The sequence below is a fragment of the Acinetobacter zhairuonensis genome, assembly GCF_022601715.1.
Taxonomy (GTDB): Bacteria; Pseudomonadota; Gammaproteobacteria; order Pseudomonadales; family Moraxellaceae; genus Acinetobacter.
Genome location: NZ_JAKVIM010000026.1, coordinates 17,006 through 37,448 on the forward strand (window position 1 = coordinate 17,006; position 20,443 = coordinate 37,448).

The 20,443-nt window shown below is 41.8% G+C and carries 16 protein-coding genes and 1 pseudogene; 5 read left to right on the top strand and 12 right to left on the bottom strand.

Going from position 1 to position 20,443, the window contains the following annotated elements; translation table 11 throughout:
- Position 1 precedes the first annotated feature (1 nt).
- From MKI85_RS15860 to sbnA, 3 genes are all read right to left on the bottom strand, one after another.
- Positions 2–1,642: an IucA/IucC family protein gene (locus tag MKI85_RS15860; RefSeq protein WP_241629152.1), complete on the bottom strand. Its 1,641-nt coding sequence runs from the start codon at positions 1,640–1,642 to the stop codon at positions 2–4.
- Positions 1,643–1,713: 71 nt separating this feature from the next.
- Entirely contained in the window at positions 1,714–2,727 is a 1,014-nt protein-coding gene (gene sbnB / locus MKI85_RS15865) for a 2,3-diaminopropionate biosynthesis protein SbnB (protein ID WP_241629098.1), read from the bottom strand.
- A 21-nt stretch (positions 2,728–2,748) separates the two neighbouring features.
- The gene (gene sbnA, locus MKI85_RS15870) at positions 2,749–3,753 is read right to left on the bottom strand and encodes a 2,3-diaminopropionate biosynthesis protein SbnA (RefSeq protein WP_241629101.1); all 1,005 of its coding nucleotides are present in this window, start codon (positions 3,751–3,753) and stop codon (positions 2,749–2,751) included.
- 573 nt (positions 3,754–4,326) lie between these two features.
- On the opposite strand from sbnA, the pseudogene MKI85_RS15875 reads away from it, so the two are divergent.
- Positions 4,327–4,701, top strand: a pseudogene (locus MKI85_RS15875) (IS982 family transposase); the annotation flags it as partial.
- A gap of 530 nt (positions 4,702–5,231) precedes the next feature.
- Entirely contained in the window at positions 5,232–6,521 is a 1,290-nt protein-coding gene (locus tag MKI85_RS15880) for an NAD(P)/FAD-dependent oxidoreductase (RefSeq protein WP_241629155.1), read from the top strand.
- A 304-nt stretch (positions 6,522–6,825) separates the two neighbouring features.
- On the opposite strand, the gene MKI85_RS15885 is transcribed toward MKI85_RS15880, so the two are convergent.
- The 8 genes from MKI85_RS15885 to MKI85_RS15920 form a co-directional block, all read right to left on the bottom strand.
- A complete protein-coding gene (locus MKI85_RS15885; protein ID WP_241629158.1) occupies positions 6,826–8,532 on the bottom strand; it encodes a tannase/feruloyl esterase family alpha/beta hydrolase in 1,707 nt (568 codons plus the stop codon).
- 83 nt (positions 8,533–8,615) lie between these two features.
- Positions 8,616–9,008, bottom strand: a complete 393-nt coding sequence (locus MKI85_RS15890) for a PaaI family thioesterase (protein ID WP_241629103.1) — start codon at positions 9,006–9,008, stop codon at positions 8,616–8,618.
- Positions 9,009–9,062: 54 nt separating this feature from the next.
- Complete coding sequence (locus tag MKI85_RS15895; RefSeq protein ID WP_241629105.1) at positions 9,063–9,599, bottom strand: DUF3237 domain-containing protein; 537 nt, start codon at positions 9,597–9,599, stop codon at positions 9,063–9,065.
- A 54-nt stretch (positions 9,600–9,653) separates the two neighbouring features.
- Entirely contained in the window at positions 9,654–10,907 is a 1,254-nt protein-coding gene (locus MKI85_RS15900) for an OprD family porin (RefSeq protein WP_241629109.1), read from the bottom strand.
- Between the two features lie 82 nt (positions 10,908–10,989).
- Positions 10,990–12,129: an acyl-CoA dehydrogenase family protein gene (locus MKI85_RS15905; RefSeq protein WP_241629111.1), complete on the bottom strand. Its 1,140-nt coding sequence runs from the start codon at positions 12,127–12,129 to the stop codon at positions 10,990–10,992.
- A gap of 76 nt (positions 12,130–12,205) precedes the next feature.
- Positions 12,206–14,083, bottom strand: a complete 1,878-nt coding sequence (locus MKI85_RS15910; protein WP_241629114.1) for a feruloyl-CoA synthase — start codon at positions 14,081–14,083, stop codon at positions 12,206–12,208.
- A 90-nt stretch (positions 14,084–14,173) separates the two neighbouring features.
- A complete protein-coding gene (locus tag MKI85_RS15915) occupies positions 14,174–15,727 on the bottom strand; it encodes an aldehyde dehydrogenase (RefSeq protein WP_413350776.1) in 1,554 nt (517 codons plus the stop codon).
- Positions 15,728–15,765: 38 nt separating this feature from the next.
- Positions 15,766–16,599 (bottom strand): p-hydroxycinnamoyl CoA hydratase/lyase, encoded by an 834-nt coding sequence (locus MKI85_RS15920; protein WP_241629117.1) that lies wholly within the window; start codon positions 16,597–16,599, stop codon positions 15,766–15,768.
- Positions 16,600–16,858: 259 nt separating this feature from the next.
- Between MKI85_RS15920 and mhpT the strand changes: the two genes are divergently transcribed.
- The 3 genes from mhpT (at position 16,859) to MKI85_RS15935 (ending at position 19,454) form a co-directional block, all read left to right on the top strand.
- On the top strand, positions 16,859–18,091 hold the full coding sequence (mhpT, locus tag MKI85_RS15925) for a 3-(3-hydroxy-phenyl)propionate transporter MhpT (RefSeq protein WP_241629120.1): 1,233 nt from the start codon (positions 16,859–16,861) through the stop codon (positions 18,089–18,091).
- A 73-nt stretch (positions 18,092–18,164) separates the two neighbouring features.
- The gene (locus MKI85_RS15930; protein WP_241629122.1) at positions 18,165–18,614 is read left to right on the top strand and encodes a MarR family winged helix-turn-helix transcriptional regulator; all 450 of its coding nucleotides are present in this window, start codon (positions 18,165–18,167) and stop codon (positions 18,612–18,614) included.
- 153 nt (positions 18,615–18,767) lie between these two features.
- The gene (locus tag MKI85_RS15935) at positions 18,768–19,454 is read left to right on the top strand and encodes a GntR family transcriptional regulator (RefSeq protein ID WP_241629124.1); all 687 of its coding nucleotides are present in this window, start codon (positions 18,768–18,770) and stop codon (positions 19,452–19,454) included.
- Positions 19,455–19,493: 39 nt separating this feature from the next.
- Here MKI85_RS15935 and MKI85_RS15940 read toward each other — a convergent pair whose 3' ends face one another.
- Positions 19,494–20,438 (bottom strand): PDR/VanB family oxidoreductase, encoded by a 945-nt coding sequence (locus MKI85_RS15940; RefSeq protein ID WP_241629127.1) that lies wholly within the window; start codon positions 20,436–20,438, stop codon positions 19,494–19,496.
- Between the last annotated feature and the right edge of the window lie 5 nt (positions 20,439–20,443).

The window sequence follows — 20,443 nt, forward strand, 5'->3', positions numbered from 1 at the left end:
TTTAGATATCCATGGTCTCATAGCTAGAAATAGATAAGCTGTGATAAGGGTTGGGCGTACTTCCTATTTTACTTGGCATGCCTGTTGAGTCGCTTTCTTGAGCGAGTAAAGGCGTAAGTAGCTGTTTGAATGGCCAAGTCTTATTATCAAAAAGATAGGTTTGAATTTGCGATTTTGTTTGTTCTGAAATGGGTTGGGTTTCTACAAAATCTTGAATAATGTCTTGAACCAACTTCCAGAAATCGCTTTCTGTATGATCCGTATATTTCAAGGTAGCTAAAGCAATCGGGTAGAGGTTAATTTGAATCCCTAGGGTAATGAAGTAATTAAATAAGTCTTCATTTTTGGTAAAGATAAGATTGTTCGGTGTGCTCGTATCAATGGTATAAATCGGAGGTGTAAAACCACTTTTTTCAATGGCTGTGGTACATATTCTTAAGGTATCGTGGTCACGTAAAACAAAGCATTTCAACTTATTATTTTCATAACACACCATGGTATTTTGCCCGTGGCATTCGGGCATGATGCCTTTTGCCCAAAGTGTTAAGAATGTTTGAATAAAATGAAAAGTTAAGGCTTTTAGTAATGTCCACTTGTCACCTTCAACGCCCAACGTTTCCCAAGGGTCAACATACGTACAGCTTAAAGCTGACATAGTGATTGGCGTGACATTTTTATCTTGGCAAATATCCAGTAAATGTCGGACTTGGCAACCGATTACACCTAAATTTTTTACAATCGGCTCTTGTTTACCGAGCACCCACCAATGTGTTTCATTACTTAAAAAGAGACGATTTTTTAATAAAGCAGTTTCATTAATGACTTCATTTAAAAAATCATATGCCGTATGACCATTCATTAAATAACGGCCTGGCATAGAGCGGATTGCGCCTAATGTTTTGGCATTGGTTGAAAGTTTTAAATGCAGAGTAGGGTTTGCGTTGTGAATAAGAGTTCTTAAAGAAGAAGTCGGCAAACCAATTATGGTGACATGGTTTAGATCAATACCGCCGTACTTATTTTCATCAAACTTTAAATAACGATGTTGAGTCTCTAGCAAAGGTAGGGCTAAGTAGTCATCTGAAAGCTCAGCCATTTTGTCAGCAATTAGACGTTCCTCAGCTTCTGATAACAGAAGCTCTTTATGAGGAGTTGATTCCATATTATTGATGACATCATCTTTCTTAAAAGCCCACCAGTACACCTCAATTTCTTTTTGAGTTGTGAGTGGTGCAAGTTCACCTTTTGAGTGAGCGAACGGATGAAATGGACGATCAGTTACCAGCGATAGCAACTCGCTTTTGATTAAAGGCGAAGAAAATGAAAGGGCTGACTGTAAAATTTGAGGAATTTTTTCAGCAGTTACTAAGTTGTCTAGCCAATAATTAATTGCTTTTTGATGGTGTGGCGATGGCCACCAAGTTGCTTGGGTTAAATAGTTAAAAACTTCAGAAATAGAAATTTTAGAAGTCGTATTACTCAAGAGGTTATGAAGTAAAACTTCCGGTTGAGTAATATAGAAAGGATTTATACCATCTACTTTTAAACAGCTGAAATAGAGTTCCAACTCATCATTTAGAGTGATTGCCAGATAAGGCTTTTTATATGAAATATGATCTCTAAAATCTCCATAATTCTCCATGTAGAGGGCATCTATTGTTTTTTGTAGTTGTGCTGTGTAAATCCGATCTAGCATTTTAGTTATTCCTATTCTTATAAAAGTGGTAGAACCGTTCCAACGTTTTGTTCTTGTGCAGCATTGAAGAACCATTTAGCGCAAACAATGTCATCAATCGCCATCCCCATTGGATTGAGCAAAATGATTTCATCTTCATGTTCGCGGCCGTTTTTATGACCAATAATGATGTCGCCAAGTTCAGCATGCAGTTTTTCACGACTGAATAAGCCATCTTCAACCAGTACGTTGATGACTTTCTTTTCTCGATTTGATTGGTCCCAGTCGTCCACAATAACTTTGTCCACTTTTAAGAACACTTCAGGCTCAATATCCATAATTGAAATATTTGAAACAAAGCAGCCCTTTTTAAGCCACTCAAATGGGATGTAAGGCTTATCTGAAACTGTGCAGGTAATGAGGACATCGGCTTGCTGAATCGCAGACTTGGCACTGTCATGAATTTCAATTTCTAGATGTGGATATTCCGATAAGAACAACGCTTTGAGTTTTTCAGTTGCTTCAGGGTTCACATCAAATAAATGGATTTTTTTCACTTGAGCATATTGTTCAAGTACCGTCTTAATCTGCATTTGGGCAATTGGTCCGCAGCCAATTACAGTAATGTCAGAAAAGTCTTTTTTTGCTAGATACTTAATCGAAACACCCGTAATTGCAGCAGTTCGCATGGCACTGATTAAGCTGCCTTCCATTACTGCAACTGGATAATTTGTTTCTGAGTCATTTAGAACAATTAATGCACTAGCACGCGGAATATTGAATTTTTTAGGGTTATGTTGTCTTGAACCAATCCATTTGATGCCGGCAATTGGGTCATTGCCACCTAAATAACAAGGCATGGCAATAATACGGTCAGCAATATGGTTTGCACCTTGCCAGCGAAGATAAGGTTTTAAGGGTTGTACAAACTGTTTATTTGCATGCAGAGTTAAACCTTCAGTAATCGCTTCAATAAATGAATTGCTATGATTTGCGCCAAGATTTAATAAATCTGATTGACTTAAATAGCGAAGGGTAGCCAAATTGCTCATGAATATTTCCTAATGAGATGGTTAAACAATATTTTGTAAAGTAAGGTTTTCTTGGCGTCGTACATTTCGATTGAAGTGACGCTTCTTGATCATTTCGAACCATTCATCTTCATAAACCAAATCGAGATAACGGTCACCGCGATCGGGCAGCAACGTTAAGACGCACGATCCATCAGGAATGGTTGGAATCAGTTTTTTGATGGCTGAAATTGATGAGCCACTCGAACCGCCTGCAAAGATTCCTTCATGTTCAAGAAGTTCTCTGCAACCCAGTGCAGATTCATAGTCATCTACATAAATGACATCATCAATTTCATCGGGGGAGAGTAGCGGTGGGACAGTACTTGCACCAATACCGGGAATTTCGCGTTGACCAGATGTACCACCGAACAGCACAGAGCCGACAATATCGACAGCGATGACTTTTAATTCGGGGAACTTTTCTTTAAGGCGACGAGACACGCCCATAATCGTGCCGGAGGTACTTGCTCCAATCACGAGGTAATCAATCTTGCGATCAATTTGATTTAGGATTTCTTCTGCTTCACCAAAATAATGGCTCTTCCAGTTATTTGGGTTTGCATACTGATTAATCCAAACAGCATTTGGAAGCTGTTGGCAGAGTCGTTTTACAGTATCAATTCTGGTTTTTAAATAACCGCCGTTTTGGTCTTTTTTAGAGACCATTTCGATATTGGCCTTGTAGAGCTTCAGCATTTGTAAGTTTGCTGAGGCAATTTTCGGGTCAATAACGGCAGTAAATTTTAATCCATATATTTTGCAAGCCATTGCAAGCGCAATCGCTAAGTTCCCTGATGAGCTTTCAACAATATGACTATTTTTATTAATCACTCCAGATTTCAGGCCTTCCTGTAGCATGAATAATGCCGGACGGTCTTTAATACTTCCTCCTGGGTTTAACAATTCCATTTTCGCAATCACTGAGATCGATTGATGCGTGAATAGCCTTGATAGTTGTAATAGTGGCGTTTTACCTATGCAGTCGAGAATATTTTCATGGATCATGGTAGATCTTCTCTGGTTTTTATGTTGCTTAAATAATAATTAATATATTAACGATAATCATTATCATTTAAGGGGTATTTGTTTATTTGTGTAATTTCGTTTAGGATTTTATGTGATTGATTTTTTAATTTATTTTATTAATGTGTTTGGTTGCGCATTATCAGGTTGATGGTGGAAAAATTAAAAAAGGTAGCTGAGTATCAGTTGCTTCATTTGAAATTATAATTTAGGCATGCGATATACTTAACCCTTTGAATCAAAGTAAGTGATTAAATGTGTGTGGGTTTGATTGCCTTAACTTTGAAAATTATTTTTGTCTAGGAACGTAGTGTAAGTTAATTCTTTTAGATACTTTAAGATTGGTGTTAGATGCACATTATTTATGTCGAACTTAAAATTAAATCAAAAAATAATTTTGATTAAGTGTACCTTTAGGTGTATTTATTTTTAATAAAATAGAAAAAATTGTTAAATATTAAATAACCCGAATCGCGGATAAGAAATTGACTTGAAAAATAGAAGAACTAGAGCCATCAGTTGAGTTACCACACCAAACCTAAAGCTCTAGTCCTGATGTTCAATAGTACCGAATTATTCTGCGTAATCGATGATTTCTTTCTTAAATTTGAAGCAACTTATTGGAAATTTCTCAAACAAAGTCGTCACTCTATAAGAATTCGACCAGCCCAATTGAGTCTCTCAGAAATCAATTTTATCGACATTTGGTATAAGTGTTCTCATATCAACAATTTCAAAGCATTCTTTTCATGGTTGAAACAGGATAAAAATCATTTATTTAAAAGCTTACCCTGCTACCAACGGATGATTCACCTCATCAATATGCATCAATTGGCACTACATGCATTACATGTCGCCTTAATGAAAAACCAACGCAGCCAATATTTATGGGTTGATTCAACCACTCTACCGGTCTGTAAAAATCAACGGGCTTAAACAGGATTCGGGTTAAATAATATTTTAAATAAACTTAACTTTCGATAGCTTACTGAATATTCAACCAAATGCATGTTGATTCATTGTGAGCTTATTTGAACTTGGAAAAAGAAGTAATCAAAAGATAAGATTTTATTTTATTATAAATGTCAATATGCGTCCCATGCTTAGGGAATGATATTTTTATTGATGATATCTGGATTTTGGATCGTCATTTTTACGTTAAACTTATTTTAAAAAATAATTATAAAACAATTGTATATATTATTAATGGAATTTTAATTTTGCTTAAAATAAAACTTTAATGGTAATTTTCTCACGCTCTAAAAAACTATCATTTCAATAAAAAATGTTGGCTATCACTCTTGTTTATTTAAATTTTTTAGGATACATTTTGAAACATCTTGAAAGATGCTCATTCCTTAGGCAATTATTTGATGGCTATGCGTCGTATGTTTCATAACCATCAAACAATTGGAGAAACAGCCATGCTGCTGAAAAATAGTGAAAACAAAAAGTGTAAAATGCGGATCGTGATTGTGGGTGGTGGAGCAGGTGGACTCGAACTTGCGACACGCCTAGGCAATCGCTTAGGTAAAAAAAATAAAGCCGAGATTATCTTGGTGGATGCTACGCTTACGCATATTTGGAAACCACTTTTACATGAAGTGGCTTCGGGGACATTAAATTCACATGATGATGAATTAAATTACTTTGCACATGCCAAGAAGAATAATTTTGAGTTTTATTTGGGGAAAATGATCAATATTGATCGAACCGATAAAACCATTCAACTGGAGGAATTAAGTTCGCATCAAGGGGAAACAATCGCACCCAGTCGTGCGCTTGCCTATGATATTTTAGTGGTTTCAGTCGGTTCAACCTCCAATGATTTTAATACCGAAGGAGCTAAAGAACATTGCGTGTGTTTGGACTCACGTGCACAAGCCGATTACTTGCAAAAAGAATTTTTAAATCTGTATCTGCAAGCGCAAGCCAATAGCTTAATCGAAAATGAAAAGCCGAGTTTACTGAATATCGCCATTATTGGCGCGGGTGCTACAGGGGTAGAATTAGCCGCCGAGCTAGATTTTGCCGCACATCAATTCTGCAAATATGGTTTAGATAGTATTAAACCCGACAATGTGCAGATTACCTTAATTGAGGCTGCGGATCGTGTCTTGCCCGCACTGAACGGCAAAATTTCCAGTTTGGCTGAGGAAGAGTTGCTCAACATGGGCATTCACGTGCGAACCCAGAGCCGAGTGAAGAAAATTGATGAAACTCATATTTATTTTGAGGATGGTACACAATTACCAGCGGACTTAAAGGTCTGGTCTGCGGGTATTAAAGCACCTGATTTCTTGAAGAATATTGCTGATTTGGAAACCAATCGAATTAATCAACTGGTGGTTCAAGCGACTTTGCAAACGACTCGGGATGATTGCATTTTTGCGATGGGCGATTGTGCAAGCTTTACCCCAGAAGGCAAGGATCGTCCTTTAGCACCACGTGCACAAGTGGCAAATCAGCAAGCTATTTTTTTAGAAAAGGCGTTATCTGCTTATGTCATGGGGCAACCGCTGCCGCAGTTCGTCTTTAAAGACAAAGGATCCTTGGTGTCTTTAAGTGATCGCAATAGTGTGGGGCATGTCATGGGCAATATTAATATTGAAGGTTTTGTCGCGCGCATGATGTATATGTCGCTTTATCGGTTTCATCAAATTGCCTTGCATGGGTTATTTAAAACAGGCGTTTTGATGTTAAAAGATGTCTTGGCGAAGTCTTCTCGACCACAATTAAAAATGCATTGATTTCGAATGGGTAAAGGTATTTTATTCGAGGAAGCTAGGTAATTTAAAAAGATGCTCAATATTTCAAATAATGGGTGTTAGTCATCAAGGGGCTTAAACTGTAAGGGTTTAAGCCTTTTCACATTTAGAGCTATTCAGATTTATCGAAATGAAAGTTGATTGTTTTGATGACTGGCTCATCACCTGATTGCGGGCACACCTGAACAGGAGTTCGTATCGATTAAACAACAGGATTAAGGCGGCATTCTGTTTTTATCTTTAGATAAAATAAAGAGAGCAACTTTGCTCTCTTTATTTTTGCTGCTTATTTACAACTGAAATTTTCAGCCAACTCGCTATCACCTTGACCGTTATATCGGGCAATTAGCGGATAAGGACACAGTGGGCGAGTACGGGTTGCCGACCAATCTGTAGGAAGCTCAGTATTGATAACACCACTGGCATTGCCTACACCACGTGCAGAAGCAATAATTTTGTCAGGTGCTTGACCGTATTCCACCCAATTGACCAATGCAGTCAGCGCATCGAATTGATCGGTGGCGATACCGCCGCGTGAATGGTTCATACCGGGCACTCGGAAAAAACGGACAAAACTTGGTGCATTGCCTGAGGTATTATTTTGATACTTATTAAGCAGTTTATCGTACCAGTTCTGCGTGTCATCTACAGAAAAAACGCCATCAGCCGTACCTTGTACCACAATCATTTTACCGCCATGTTCGTGCAGTTTATCCAGATTCAATTCATCAGGTGGAATCATGAAAGACATGGCACTTTCGAGGTAAGTTTCATTGGTGGCAGATAGTTTTGCATAGTCGGTATCGAAATTAAAGTTGAAAGCGAATTGGCGAGAATTCAGCATGACATCTGGATTTGGTGGAACCTGAAAAATAATCCCGACCGCCACAGGGTCACGTGCTGTGCCAACAGAAGATTCAAATTTCCAGCTGGCCCAATTGCTGCCCATCAGCCCCGGATCAAACGGTTGCGTGGCATATAAGGCTTCGCCCGCAGAGTTGACTGGACCACGATAAATATTGGCAAGCACATCAATTTGATCGGTACTTAAACAGCTACCATCACGTGTACTGGAACATACAGGAACATCGCGATGAATATCAAATGCGGTACGACAGGCTTCGACATCTTGCACTAAGCCGTCTGCCACACCATCGAGCCCATCACATTGATTGAGAATGGCTTGAGCCAGCACTTTGCGTTCCGATACTGTAAGGGCAGTACTTAAATCATTTTCATCGGTGGCAACTCGACGTAATTGTTGTGCGGTGTACAGTTGTGCTGCAGCCGCACGAGGTAAGTGAAAACCGGGGGTGCTGGCAAGAATGCCATCATATTGATCGCCCAAACGGGTTGCTGCCATCATGGCATGTCGCCCACCATTTGAGGTTCCACCCGCATAAGAACGGTCTGGTAGTTTGCCATAAGCCGCCTGAATTAGATTTTTAGCCATCGGCGTGAGTTTGGTAATGGCACCATAACCATAGTCAATGCGGGCTTGAGGGTCTAAACCAAACAATGGATTTTGTGAAGCATTGTGTCCCGCATCGGATGAAATCACCGCAAAGCCATCATGCAGTGCATTGGTCAGCGGTCCACCGCTGCCGACTTGTCCAGTGGCAGTGGCAATATTGCCATCGGTACCGCCATTGCCTTGATAAAGGAAACGACCATTCCAGTCGATCGGTAAGCGCATTTCAAAACCAATTTGATAAGTTTGCCCATCTACTGGACTGACCCGTTGGTGCATATAGCCTGTAATCAGGCAGTGGGCGGCAATGTCTTGCCCTGCAACTTTGAGCGTGCCCGCTGCTTGTAAGGTTGCTGAAGTAATACTGGTATTGGCATACTGAAAGCCGTTTAAGTCGGTACATGACCCTTTTAAATTGGTGCCCACGGCAGGCGTGAGTTGAGGAATAGTGGCAGTGGTTTGGGTTGCCGTTGTATTGTCATTATCCCCATCGCCACAAGCTGAAAGGGTGGTACATAACATCAGATAGCTCAGTTGTTTCAGCCATTTTTTTTGTTTTAAGGTTGTTTGCATTATTGAAGTTCCATATCAATCAATGTTGGATTTTAAGGATGGAGGACCATGAAATTGGCGGTACTTCGCGCAATCATTTTTTGGTTTTGCCATGCTTCACTTTCAAGGCAGAGAATGGCTTTGCCTTGTTTGGTAAAGCGACATTTGGTGAGTACGGTTCCGACTTGGCAGGGACGTAAAAAATCCATTGTGAGGTTAATGGTGGTTGCAGGGGTTTGATCATTTGCAAGATAAGCAAACAGTCCCATCACATCATCCAACATGGCGCAGACCATGCCTCCTTCAACGGTTCCTCTAGGATTGGTAAAGCTGTCTAGTGCGACATAACTAATTTCCAGTTCAGTCTGATCGGCATTCCATTGAATATTGTGCCCTCCCAGAAGATGGTGGATGGGGGGCAGTGTTGCTAAGGTACTTAGGGTCATAAGGAAAGATCCATTTTTCGAACGATGACTAAAAGATAGCGAGGGCTTTGATGCTTATTGCAGTGTGTAAGCGTCATAAATCACGGCTTTGCCTAGACGTATGGCACTGCCGACGGCAACGGTTTGATTCAGCCATGCATATTTCGGTGAGCTGGTTTCAAATTGCATGGTGATCTTGAAATAGTATTTATTCGGGTCGACATCTTTACCTTGTGCAACTTGCTTTAAAACCTCACTGGAACCATGTCTATAGCCTTTGGTTTGCAAATAAATTAAAGCGCCATCGTCTGTTTCGAGCAGGTAACGGGTATCAATAATCGCAAGTCCCTTGCTATCCACAATTTGCCAATCGGCACCGTTATTCAAAATACGTCCCTTGAGTTGTTTACCTTGGAAGGTACCGCCTGTAATCGGAATAATGCGACGTTTACCACCATCGCTGGTGGTGCCGAGTTCCCAAACAGGTGCATTCAAATCCACGCTAAATTGCGCTAGTGGCTCAAGATGGGGGGCTGGCGGATGGTATTGCGTTTCAGCATAGCTCTGGCTTAATAGGCTCAATCCAAAGCAAAGACCAAGTATTTTTTTCATCAGATTTTTCTCGTAAAAAAAGAGGTTCTGACAGATGCAGAACCTCGCTAGGCATTATTTAAATTTCCAGGTGTAGTCGATATTGAAGCGGGTTTCGTTGGAAGGTTTGATGTTAGCGGTGGAGAGCATATTGTTGTCATACATTGCGTAGCGGGCACGCAAACCGAGATTTTTTAAAGGCCCATTTTGTACGGTATAACCAATGTCAAAATCGGTTTCATGTTCTTTTAAATTGGTTCCACCCAAATTTGGCGCATAAATATTATCGCCTGTGGTGTAACGGGTCATGAAACGTAAACCCGGCACATAATTTTTAAAATCATATTCATAGCGGAAGCTGTAAACATGCTCTTTGGGATTTAAAAATTCCGCTGGCCAAGTGTCAATGAGTAGCCCTGTTTCGCCATTGGTTAAATATGGAAATGCGGTGTCACCATTATGGTGGAAGGTCGCCAAAATGAATTTATGATTTTGATGTTTTAGTTCAAAATAAGCATGAATCAGATCGTTATCCACCAAACCCGCTTTGGCTTGCCCATCTTCACGGCTGCGGTAGTAGCGCAATTGTGAGCTAAAATTATTACTGTCATTGAATTTGTGATTATAGGTGACGCCAAACATGGACTGGTTATACAGGTCTTCTACATCCATATAAAAACTGGTCAGTTTGGTGCTTGGAATGAGCTGATAATTCCCCCCAAGATAATACAGTTGGTCAGTATCGGCAGGTTTAAAGCGACCATTGACCCCTGAAATTTTCATATTTTCCCAGTTGGTCGAATCACGATGGTTGACCTGATCAATATAAGCCGATTGGAAATCCAGATTTTGGATATCTTTCGACTCTAGTGAAATCCCTCGATAGGTTTGGGGTAACAGGCGTGCTGGTGATGCGACCAATACTGGATTCATCGGGCGCAGCGTACCCACTTTTAACTCAGTTTTACTAATTTTGGATTTACCTGTGACTCCGATTTGTCCATAACTGGATGCAGGTTCATTGGTGACGGGATCACGTGGCAAGTTTCCTGTTCCTGCATAATCGGCGCTGGCATCCAGTGCAAAACCTGCAGTGGCTAAAATATCCAGACCAAATCCCACCGTTCCTTCGGTATAGCCTGAATTGGCTCTGAAAATAAGACCTTGGCTCCAGTCTTTAGCTGCCGGATATTTGGATACTTCCTGATAGTCACGATCAAAATAAAAATTTCGCGTGGTTAAATCGACCGTACTGTTATCAATAAAGCTGCCCGCAAAGACTGAACTGGAGAGCATAAGGGTAGAGTACATCCATAATTTAGACTGCATTGCATTTCTTCCTGAAATATCATTGTTGTTTTGCATTCAGACCTCGGATGGAGGTCTGTTCTTGATTTCTTGTTGAAAAGAATTATTTCCCGAGCAGCTCCCGCGCTACGATTTCTTTCATAATTTCATTGGTTCCACCGTAAATTTTTTGCACGCGCGCATCGACAAAGAAACGTGAAATTGGGTATTCCTGCATGTATCCGTAGCCACCAAATAGTTGCAGCAACTGATCAATCACTTCACATTGAGTGTCGGTAATAAAGCATTTCAAAGCAGCAACGTGGCTGACCGTGAGTTCATCTCGGCTGTATTGCTCGGCACATTGATCGACAAAGGCTTGCGCTGCTTTGGCTTTAATTTGCGTATTGGCGAGCACAAAACGCGTATTTTGCATTTGGCTCAGCGGTTGCCCAAAAGCTTTGCGTTCTTGTACGTAATTTTTGGTGATCTCAATGGCACCCAAAATGGAACCTAAAGCCATCATAGAAATACTTAAACGTTCACGTGGCAGTTCCTGCATCAGGTAAGCAAAGCCTTTACCTTCTTCACCCAGTCGTTGTGCTTTCGGCACTTTGACCTGATCAAAAAATAATTCAGCAGTGTCTTGGGCATGTAAACCAATCTTTTTCAACGATCTGCCTTTTTCTACACCAGCTAAAGAGGCATCCACCAGTAACAGGGAAATGCCTTTGGCGCGTGCTTCAGGATCGGTTTTACTGACCAGTACAATCAGGTCGGCATGAATGCCGTTGGAAATGAAAGTTTTAGAACCATCCACCAGATAATGATCATCGTTCAGAATGGCTTGGGTGCGAATCGCTTGTAGGTCGGATCCTGCATTGGCTTCCGTCATGGCAATCGCGGTGACCACTTCACCGCTGACCATTTTCGGCAACCAATATTGTTTCTGTTCTTCGCTGCCGATGTTTTGAATATAAGGGGAGACCAGTTCATTCTGCCCGCCAATTGCCACCGCTAAAGAGGTAAAACCTGCTTGAGCAGTTTCTTGTACCAACATCAGCGAGTAGTGTACTGGGGCACCATAGCCGCCATATTCTTCTGGGACATCGACACATAAAAAGCCATTTTCACCCAGCTGGTTCCACAATTTTCTTGGGATTAGTCCATCCTGTTCCCATTGCTCATAATGTGGCGCGACAAACTCTTTCAGGAAGCGTCGATAGTTATCTCGAAACAATTCAAATTCAGTATCTTGTTGCATACTCAAACCTTATTTTTGGCAAAAGTAGGGGTAAAGCCCAAAATGAATTGAGCTTTTTTACTTTAATTTCAGTGGATTAGTTGTTTAGCGTTGGAATTCGAATAATTAGAGAATTCTCAGTTTGCTTTTGATATAGCTCGGCAATTTTCTCAGCGCGTCGCTTCAGAATATTGCTTTGATTGAGATTGCCTTTATCGGTGACTTCGCCTGCATCCAGTTGCGGTGGTTCAGTTTGCAAATACAGCATCGAGACACGATTTGAACTTCCCGTCGCATCCTTGTTGTAGTGCATTAAAAATTGACGGAACCATTGTTGGATTTTCTGATGTTTGAGAATCTGTTCTGGTGAATGCTCGGCAAGATTTAAGCCCGCATAGTCTGCACAGGCCGCGATTTTTGGAAAAATCAAAAAGCCGATGCTATTCAGGTTCGAACCTGTGATACAGACATCTTGAATCAGTAGATTGCCCTGAATTAAGGCTTTATTGCGCAAGGTACCGACATTCACGAAAGTGCCGGTATTAAGCTTAAAGTCTTCGGCTATACGTCCGTCATACATCAGTCCTTGGGTCGGGTCAGTTGCATCGACCAAACGTACCGCATCGCCCGTATGGAAAAAGCCTTCTTCATCAAAGACCGTACTTTGTTGATCTGCATTTAAACGCCAGTAGCCTTTCATGACGTGTTTGCCACGCACGCAGAATTCAAGTTTGTCACCATAAGGCACCAGCTTGATTTCACAACCTGGTGCAGGGTAACCGATAAAGCCTGCCATCACGCGTGGACCTGTGGTAAACGCGCAAGAGGGTGCCGTTTCGGTCATGCCGAGTCCACTCATAATGCGAATTTTTTCACCACAATGTTGTTGTGCAATACGATCTAAACGGTTCCAGCCAGCTTCGGATAATGCCGCACCAGCAAAGAACAGCACTTTGACTTTGGCAAAGAAGCGATCTCGCAGTTCGGCATCTTTTTCTAGGGCATCGGTAAGTTCTTCCCAACCTTTAGGTACATTCAAATATACTGTTGGTGAAATTTCTTTTAAGTTGCGAATGGTTTCTTCGAACTTGCCAGCTACTGGTTTGCCATCATCGATGTAAATGGTCCCACCGTTATATAGGGCAATCCCAACATTGTGGCTACCACCAAAGGTGTGATGCCAAGATAACCAATCGAGTAATACTGGTGGTGTTTCTTCAAACTCAGGGAACGTTTGTAGCAACATCTGCTGATTCACCGTGAGCATCAGATGCGTGGTTGGAACCGCTTTAGGTAGTTTGGTTGAACCCGAAGTAAATAAAAATTTGGCAATCTGGTGTTCATCTAAACTTTGATAATGCTCCTGAACATTGGTTACAGGTGTATCTAAGAGTTCTTGAAATGCAGTACAGCCATGATCCCCGATAATGCCTTTATTGGTGACTATTTCAATGTGCGCAGGGGCACATGCTGCAATGGCTTTGGCAAAAGCCTGACCATCATTGGCATAGACCATACCAGGGGTGAGCACATCAAACACGTGCTTGAGTTTTCCGAAATCTTGGGAAACCAGTGAATAGGCTGGGGAAATAGCAGAGAATGGAACCCCTGCTAGCATGGCACCCATAGACAGGGTTAAATGCTCTAGATCATTGCCCGATAAAATAACTAATGGGCGTTGTTCACTTAAGTTTCGATTATGCAAGGCTTGCGCAAAATGCCAAGCACGTTGCAATGTTTCGGCATAATTGAGTTTTACCCATTCGCCTTGCGAATTACGTTTGGCTGCAAAAATATGCTCAGGTTTGGTTTGTGCAAAATGAATCAGGCGATCAGTCAATTTTTGCGGATAGCTGTTCAGTTGTTCTTTAGGTTGAAGATACAAGACCTGATCTTTATAGACGTAATCAATATCATGACGCCCGAGTTTTACCAATCTTTCGCGATCTTGTGATTGAGTGGCATTCATTTGCATTGTGTTTCACTCCATGGAAAGCGCATCACTGCGCTTTATATTTTTTGCATCATGCAATTTATATTTAGTATTTTAGCCGCTATCCAATGCTTAGATTGGATAATGGCGAGTTTGGGTTTGAATGGTGATCCAACGTAAGTCGGTAAATTCTGCAATTGAAGCTTTGCTGCCAAAGCGACCATAACCACTGGCTTTGGTGCCTCCGAATGGCATTTGTGCTTCATCATGCACGGTTGCACCATTTATATGGCAAATTCCTGAATCAATCTGTTTAGCAACATCCAGTGCTTGCGCTATATTTTGGCTAAAAACCGCAGCGGACAAGCCATATTCGCTGTCATTGGCGAGGGCAATGCCTTCTTCAATGCTGTTAAAACGTTGCACGGTGCAGACTGGACCAAAAGATTCTTCGCGATACAGTGCCATCTCAGGTTGGATATTTAACACCAAGGTCGGCTGCATGGTGGTGTCTTGAATTTGAATCCCCAAGGGCAAATCGGCACCTTTACTTAGTGCATCCTCCAGTAAATGTTGAATACGCTGTGCAGCACGGGCACTTTCCAAAACACCGAGTGCATATTCTTGAGTAGTTGGATTGCCTGCCCGAATCGTACGGGTTTTTTCAATCAGTTTGTTGATGAATTGATCCGCAATGCCATCCTGTACCAGTACACGTTCGGTAGACATACAGATTTGTCCTTGGTTAAAGAAGGCACCAAAGGCGACTGCATTAACGGCTTCATCGACATCTGCATCATTCAGTACCACAACAGGGGCTTTGCCACCGAGTTCGAGTAACACTGGTTTCAAATATTTTGCCGCGGTTTCTGCAATAATTTTTCCAACTTTGGTTGAACCAGTAAAATTAATACGCTTGACGGCAGGGTGTGAAATCAGACGTTCGACAATTTGTGGTGCATCTTCCGCTGCGTGGGTAATCACATTCACCACGCCATCCCCCAAGCCTGCTTCATGTAGCACTTGTCCAATTAAGCGCTGTGTTGCAGGGCAGGCTTCAGAGGCTTTGAGCACCACAGTATTACCGCACGCCAGTGGCATGGCTAAAGCACGTGTTGGTAAAATGACCGGTGCATTCCACGGTGCGATACCGACTACGACTCCGCAAGGGACGCGGATGCCCATCGCCATATTGCCGGGCACATCGGAAGGAATCAGGCTACCATCCATTTGTGTGGTCATGGCTGCTGCTTCACGTAACATGTTGGCAGCCAAATGGACATTGAACCCATACCATGTTGCAGTTGAACCTGTTTCACGCATGCCAATTTGAATAAATTGCTCAGTTTTCTGATCCATTAAGTCTGCTGCTTTGAGCAGACGTAAACGGCGTTCTGTCGGAGAAAGCTTTGCCCAAACTTGAAATGCCTGAGCCGCAGATTCAATGGCACGATCGACATCTTCCAGTGTTGCCGCAGCAGCAATACTGGCAACTTGACCATCAATTGGACTGATCCGTTCAAAGCTTGCCTGATTGGATGCTGCAGCAGACTGGCCATGAATCAGTAGTGGTGTCAGTTCCACTTTCTTGATAGCAGTTGTAGCACTGCCAATTGTAAATGCATTCGTGTTGTGATCAGCATGATCTACAGATTCATCTTGTCTAAGTGACTGTACATTGTGCATGGGTTGTATCCTTACATAACCATTTTAAAAAGAGAAAGTTAACCAGTACGCTTATAGCTTTGTAAACCAGGTTTAATCGATTTCTCATCTAAAAATTGTTTCAGACCTTCTTGACGTCCACCTTCGGTATCACGATGAATACATTGATCAAGCTTGGCATATAAATAGTCTTCGTTTTGATCCCAAGTCAGTTCGCGGCAACGTTTGAAACCATTTTTGGCAGTACGTAACACCACAGGGTTTTTCTCAAGCAGAATGTTTGCCAACTCCGTTACTTCAGCTTTGAGTTGCGCTAAAGGCACACTTTTGTTGACCAAGCCCATGTTCTCCGCTTCTTTACCACTGAAGGTTTTACCCGTCATGATGTAATACAGCGAAGTGCGATGACCGACCGTATCTGCCATGGCTTTGCTGACTAAGTTGCCAGGAGGAATGCCCCAGTTAATTTCAGATAAGCCAAAGGTTGCTTCATCTGCAGCAATGGCCAAATCACATGCCACTAAAGGGGAGAAGCCGCCACCGAAGCACCAGCCATTGACCATAGCAATAGTCGGTTTCGAATACATGCGTAGTAATTGCCACTGCCAACGACATGAATCGCGACGAATACGTTCTTGGAAAATTTCAGGTTGAGAGTCTACTTCACGGAAATACTCTTTTAAATCCATACCCGCAGTCCATGAATCGCCAGCACCTGTCAGTACCACCACACGAGCATCTTGATCCAGCTCGATGGTTTCTAGTACCTCAATCATTTCACGATTTAATGTTGGACTCATGGCATTTTTCTTTTCTGGGCGGTTGAAGGTTACCCATGCAATTCCATTTTCAACTTTAACATCAACAGTTTCCCAGCGCTTTTCATATGTCATGTGCTTACTCCTTGGATGACAGTTTGTTTGTTCTGTATTCAACATAATATCAGTTAAACTTACATTCAAGTGTTTTTTGATAAAATTTGGATAAATTTTTTATTCAATTGAAAAATAACAATAAATAAATTTATTAAAAAATAAAATTGAATTTGGTATTGATTTTTTAATCAGTCTAACTGATATTTTGTGAGTGTTCTATGAACAGCACAAAACAACAAGATGTAATGGAAATAACTGTGAAATAAAGGATTGAACTATGGATAATGTGTTACATCCGTCGGGAAGGGCGAAGATAACGCTATTGCTGTGCTTTGCCATCGCCATATTTGAAGGTTTCGATCTTCAATCCATGGGCGTCGCAGCACCGCGTATGCGTGCAGAATTTATGTTGGATAATGCACAAATGGCAATGGCCTTTAGTGCTGCAATTTTAGGTACCTTGCCTGGTGCACTAATTGGTGGACGGTTAGCCGATGTGATCGGGCGTAAAAAGGTACTGATGTTTAGTATCCTGTTATTTGGTGTGATGTCGCTTCTGACCGCTTTTGCCGCGAACTATGATTTACTGCTTTTCATTCGCTTCCTGACAGGATTGGGAATGGGTGGTGCACTGCCAATGATGATTACACTGGCATCTGAAGCTGTATCTTCAGACCGTAAAGGTACTGCGGTGAGTGTCATGTACAGTGGTATTCCCTTTGGTGGGCTATTAACCTCAGTGGTTGCGATGATGCTGGCAGGTGATGCGGAGTGGCGCCATATTTTCTATGTGGGAGGCATTGCACCCATCTTATTGATTCCGTTGTTAATCAAATTCTTGCCAGAATCTACCGATTATTTAGACAGAAAAAACCAAACGCAACACACCACACCGTTTATGGACGTGTTGTTTGCCAAAGACCGTCGCATGTCGACCATTCAGATTTGGATCAGCTTTTTCTGTACTTTGGTGGTGTTATATTTCCTCTTAAACTGGTTACCACTGCTCATGGGTGCGCAAGGGCTGTCAAAACTCGAAGCCAATTATATTCAAATGGGCTATAACGTGGGCGGTATGTTTGGTTCGATTCTGATGGGCATGATGTTGGATAAAATGCGCATGAGTTTTGTGATTAAATTTATCTACTTGGGGATTTTGGTTTCACTCTGCTGTTTGTCCTTTTCACCAACGGTTGCTCTGCTGGCTTTATCTGCGGTGGGTTGTGGTTTATTTATTGTGGGTGGACAGTCTGCATTATATGGTCTGGCCACCATGTACTATCCAACCGAAATGCGTGGTACAGGCGTGGGTGCGGCAGTGGCAATTGGACGAATCGGCTCATTTGCGGGTCCATTATTGGCAGGGTTCTTACTTTCGATTGGTAAAAGTGCCACGATTGTGATTGGTTCAAGTATTCCTGTGATTCTGATTGCAGCAATTTCTGCACTGCTGCTTGTCAGAAAACCTAAACAAACTGTACAGTTAATGCAAAGCACAACTGCACCTTAATCTGTTTTAACGATGAGAAGTATGGGAGTGTCATCTCATACTTCTTTTTGTTTATTTTTGATGATGAAACAATATGGTACGTACACGTTCAATGGATCAGAAAATAGAAGATGGACCACGTTTGAGTTATATGATTGCTCGTTTAGATCGGGTGGTCAGTCAATATTTAACAGAACATTTAAAAGACTTGGATATTACCTTGCCGCAATTTACTGCGCTGTCTGTCTTGGCATCCAAAAGTAATTTATCCAATGCCAAACTGGCTGAACGGTCATTTATGAAACCGCAGTCCGCCAATAAAACCTTGCAGGATTTGCTGAGTAATGGCTGGATCGAAAAGAAGCCCGATCCAACGCATGGTCGGCGGATATTAGTGACTGTGACTGAAACGGGCTTAGTGAAACTGGCTGAATGTAATCAAGTGGTTGCAGCTTTGGAGCAGAAAATGTTGCAAGGGATTGATCTGAATTTGGCTTATCTGATTCGTAATAACCTAGATATTATGGTGAATAATCTGAAATAAACACCCGTTTGCTGATGGTGAATGATGATGAAATATCACGATCAGTGCTAAATGCATTGGGGTAGGAATACGTTCTTGACCAGAAAGCTATTGTCACCAGCGGAATGAAGTTGTTAGCATGGCTTAAAAGTTTTTGTATAAAGTGTGGCTAGGATGTCTTCAGGACAACAAGTTTTAATTAAATTAAGAAAAATGATTATTGCTGGGGAACTGGAAGGCGGCAGTCGTATCGCTGAAATTCCGACAGCAGAATTACTAGGCGTGTCACGCCAACCTGTGCGTATGGCGTTTCGCTTGCTTGAACAAGAAGGGCTGTTGCTTAAGAATCCGACCCGTGGTTATACAGTCCGCGAGATTTCAAATGAATTGGTCAATGATGCTTTGGAAGTTCGTGGCGTGTTAGAAGGTCTAGCTGCTAAGACTTTGGCTGAACAAGGTTTATCGGCTGAGCAGCAGCAGATCCTCAAAAACTGTATTGAGCAAATTGAACAGCTTTTTGTGGAAAATACTAAATTTAACGAAGAAATCCTAGAGCGATATCATGAATATAATGTGATTTTTCATGACACCATTATTCAAGGGGCGCAAAATGTTGCTTTGATTCAGGCATTGGCGAAAAACAATCAGCTTCCAATGGCTTCGGTGCAAGCGATTACCTATGATCAATCACGGGCATTATCGGAATATCGACGCCTGCATTATGCGCATATGCAACATTGCTCAATTTATGAAGCATTGCTGCAACGCCAATCGGGGCGTGCCGAAACTTTAATGCGAGAACACAGCAGTGTTGCTTTGTTGGGCGAAACGCTCAGAAATATTCTGTCTGAAGCATCATAAAATTTTCCCACCCAAAAGCCTTTGGGTGGGTGATCTGACTTATAACTCAATCACGAGGTTTTTGGACTTCGAACGAGAGCAACAAGGGGTGAATTGATTATTCAAAGCGCGCTCTTCATCGGTCATAAACATATCTCGATGATCTGGGGTTCCAGAAACCACACGGGTAATACATGTACCGCAAATCCCTTGTTCGCAAGATACAGGTACGTCAAAACCGTGTTCTAGTAGGGCTTGAGTTACCGTCTGTTCTGGGTGAATTTCAATGCGACGTCCAGTGCCTGCAATTTCCACGGTAAATGCTTCATCATTTTCATGTTTGCTTTGTTGTGCTACAAAATGTTCTTGATGTAGCTGCTCGGTTTGCCAGCCAGCTGTTTCTGCAGACTGCATAACGAACTGCATAAAGCCCGTTGGACCACAGACATAAAGATGTTTATCTGAAGTTGGCTGCTGCAATACCTGCTGCATATTACATTGTGTTTCGTCTTGATCCTGAATATGGAAATGTACCTGATCAGGAAAATGCGTAGTTAAATTGCCATAAAAGGCAATCATTTCATGCGTACGGACGAAATAATGCAGTTCAAAAGGAATATTTTGTGCTTTTAAGCGATAGGCCATAGAAAGGATTGGGGTAATCCCAATGCCTCCAGCAAATAAAACCGCTGTTTTCGTGTTTGGGTGTAGGGCAAATAAATTACGAGGTTGCCCAATACTTAACACATCGCCTTCATGATAGTCATTATGCATGCAGCGTGAACCACCACGTGAGTTTTCATCTTGTAGTACCCCAATCACATAGCGGTTTTGTTCACTAGAACAATTCGAAAGAGAGTATTGGCGGATCAGTCCATTTTTAAGATGCACATCAATATGTGACCCGGCCTCAAAGCGCGGCAAAGCCGAGCCTGAGGTTGAAACAAGTTCAAATGCACGAATGGAAGGGGTAAGTTGGTGAATCTTATTGATCATAACGTCCATGTTAA

Bases quoted from the DNA above. Each gene is read 5' to 3' on its own strand.
- MKI85_RS15930 (WP_241629122.1), top strand. From the start codon at position 18,165: ATGGTACGTACACGTTCAATGGATCAGAAAATAGAAGATGGACCACGT.
- sbnA (WP_241629101.1), bottom strand. From the start codon at position 3,753: ATGATCCATGAAAATATTCTCGACTGCATAGGTAAAACGCCACTATTA.
- MKI85_RS15900 (WP_241629109.1), bottom strand. From the start codon at position 10,907: ATGCAGTCTAAATTATGGATGTACTCTACCCTTATGCTCTCCAGTTCA.
- MKI85_RS15890 (WP_241629103.1), bottom strand. From the start codon at position 9,008: ATGACCCTAAGTACCTTAGCAACACTGCCCCCCATCCACCATCTTCTG.
- sbnB (WP_241629098.1), bottom strand. From the start codon at position 2,727: ATGAGCAATTTGGCTACCCTTCGCTATTTAAGTCAATCAGATTTATTA.
- MKI85_RS15860 (WP_241629152.1), bottom strand. From the start codon at position 1,642: ATGGAGAATTATGGAGATTTTAGAGATCATATTTCATATAAAAAGCCT.
- MKI85_RS15880 (WP_241629155.1), top strand. From the start codon at position 5,232: ATGCGGATCGTGATTGTGGGTGGTGGAGCAGGTGGACTCGAACTTGCG.
- MKI85_RS15920 (WP_241629117.1), bottom strand. From the start codon at position 16,599: ATGACATATGAAAAGCGCTGGGAAACTGTTGATGTTAAAGTTGAAAAT.
- MKI85_RS15935 (WP_241629124.1), top strand. From the start codon at position 18,768: ATGTCTTCAGGACAACAAGTTTTAATTAAATTAAGAAAAATGATTATT.
- MKI85_RS15910 (WP_241629114.1), bottom strand. From the start codon at position 14,083: ATGCAAATGAATGCCACTCAATCACAAGATCGCGAAAGATTGGTAAAA.
- MKI85_RS15905 (WP_241629111.1), bottom strand. From the start codon at position 12,129: ATGCAACAAGATACTGAATTTGAATTGTTTCGAGATAACTATCGACGC.
- mhpT (WP_241629120.1), top strand. From the start codon at position 16,859: ATGGATAATGTGTTACATCCGTCGGGAAGGGCGAAGATAACGCTATTG.
- MKI85_RS15895 (WP_241629105.1), bottom strand. From the start codon at position 9,599: ATGAAAAAAATACTTGGTCTTTGCTTTGGATTGAGCCTATTAAGCCAG.
- MKI85_RS15885 (WP_241629158.1), bottom strand. From the start codon at position 8,532: ATGTTATGTACCACCCTTTCAGCTTGTGGCGATGGGGATAATGACAAT.
- MKI85_RS15915 (WP_413350776.1), bottom strand. From the start codon at position 15,727: ATGCACAATGTACAGTCACTTAGACAAGATGAATCTGTAGATCATGCT.
- MKI85_RS15940 (WP_241629127.1), bottom strand. From the start codon at position 20,438: ATGGACGTTATGATCAATAAGATTCACCAACTTACCCCTTCCATTCGT.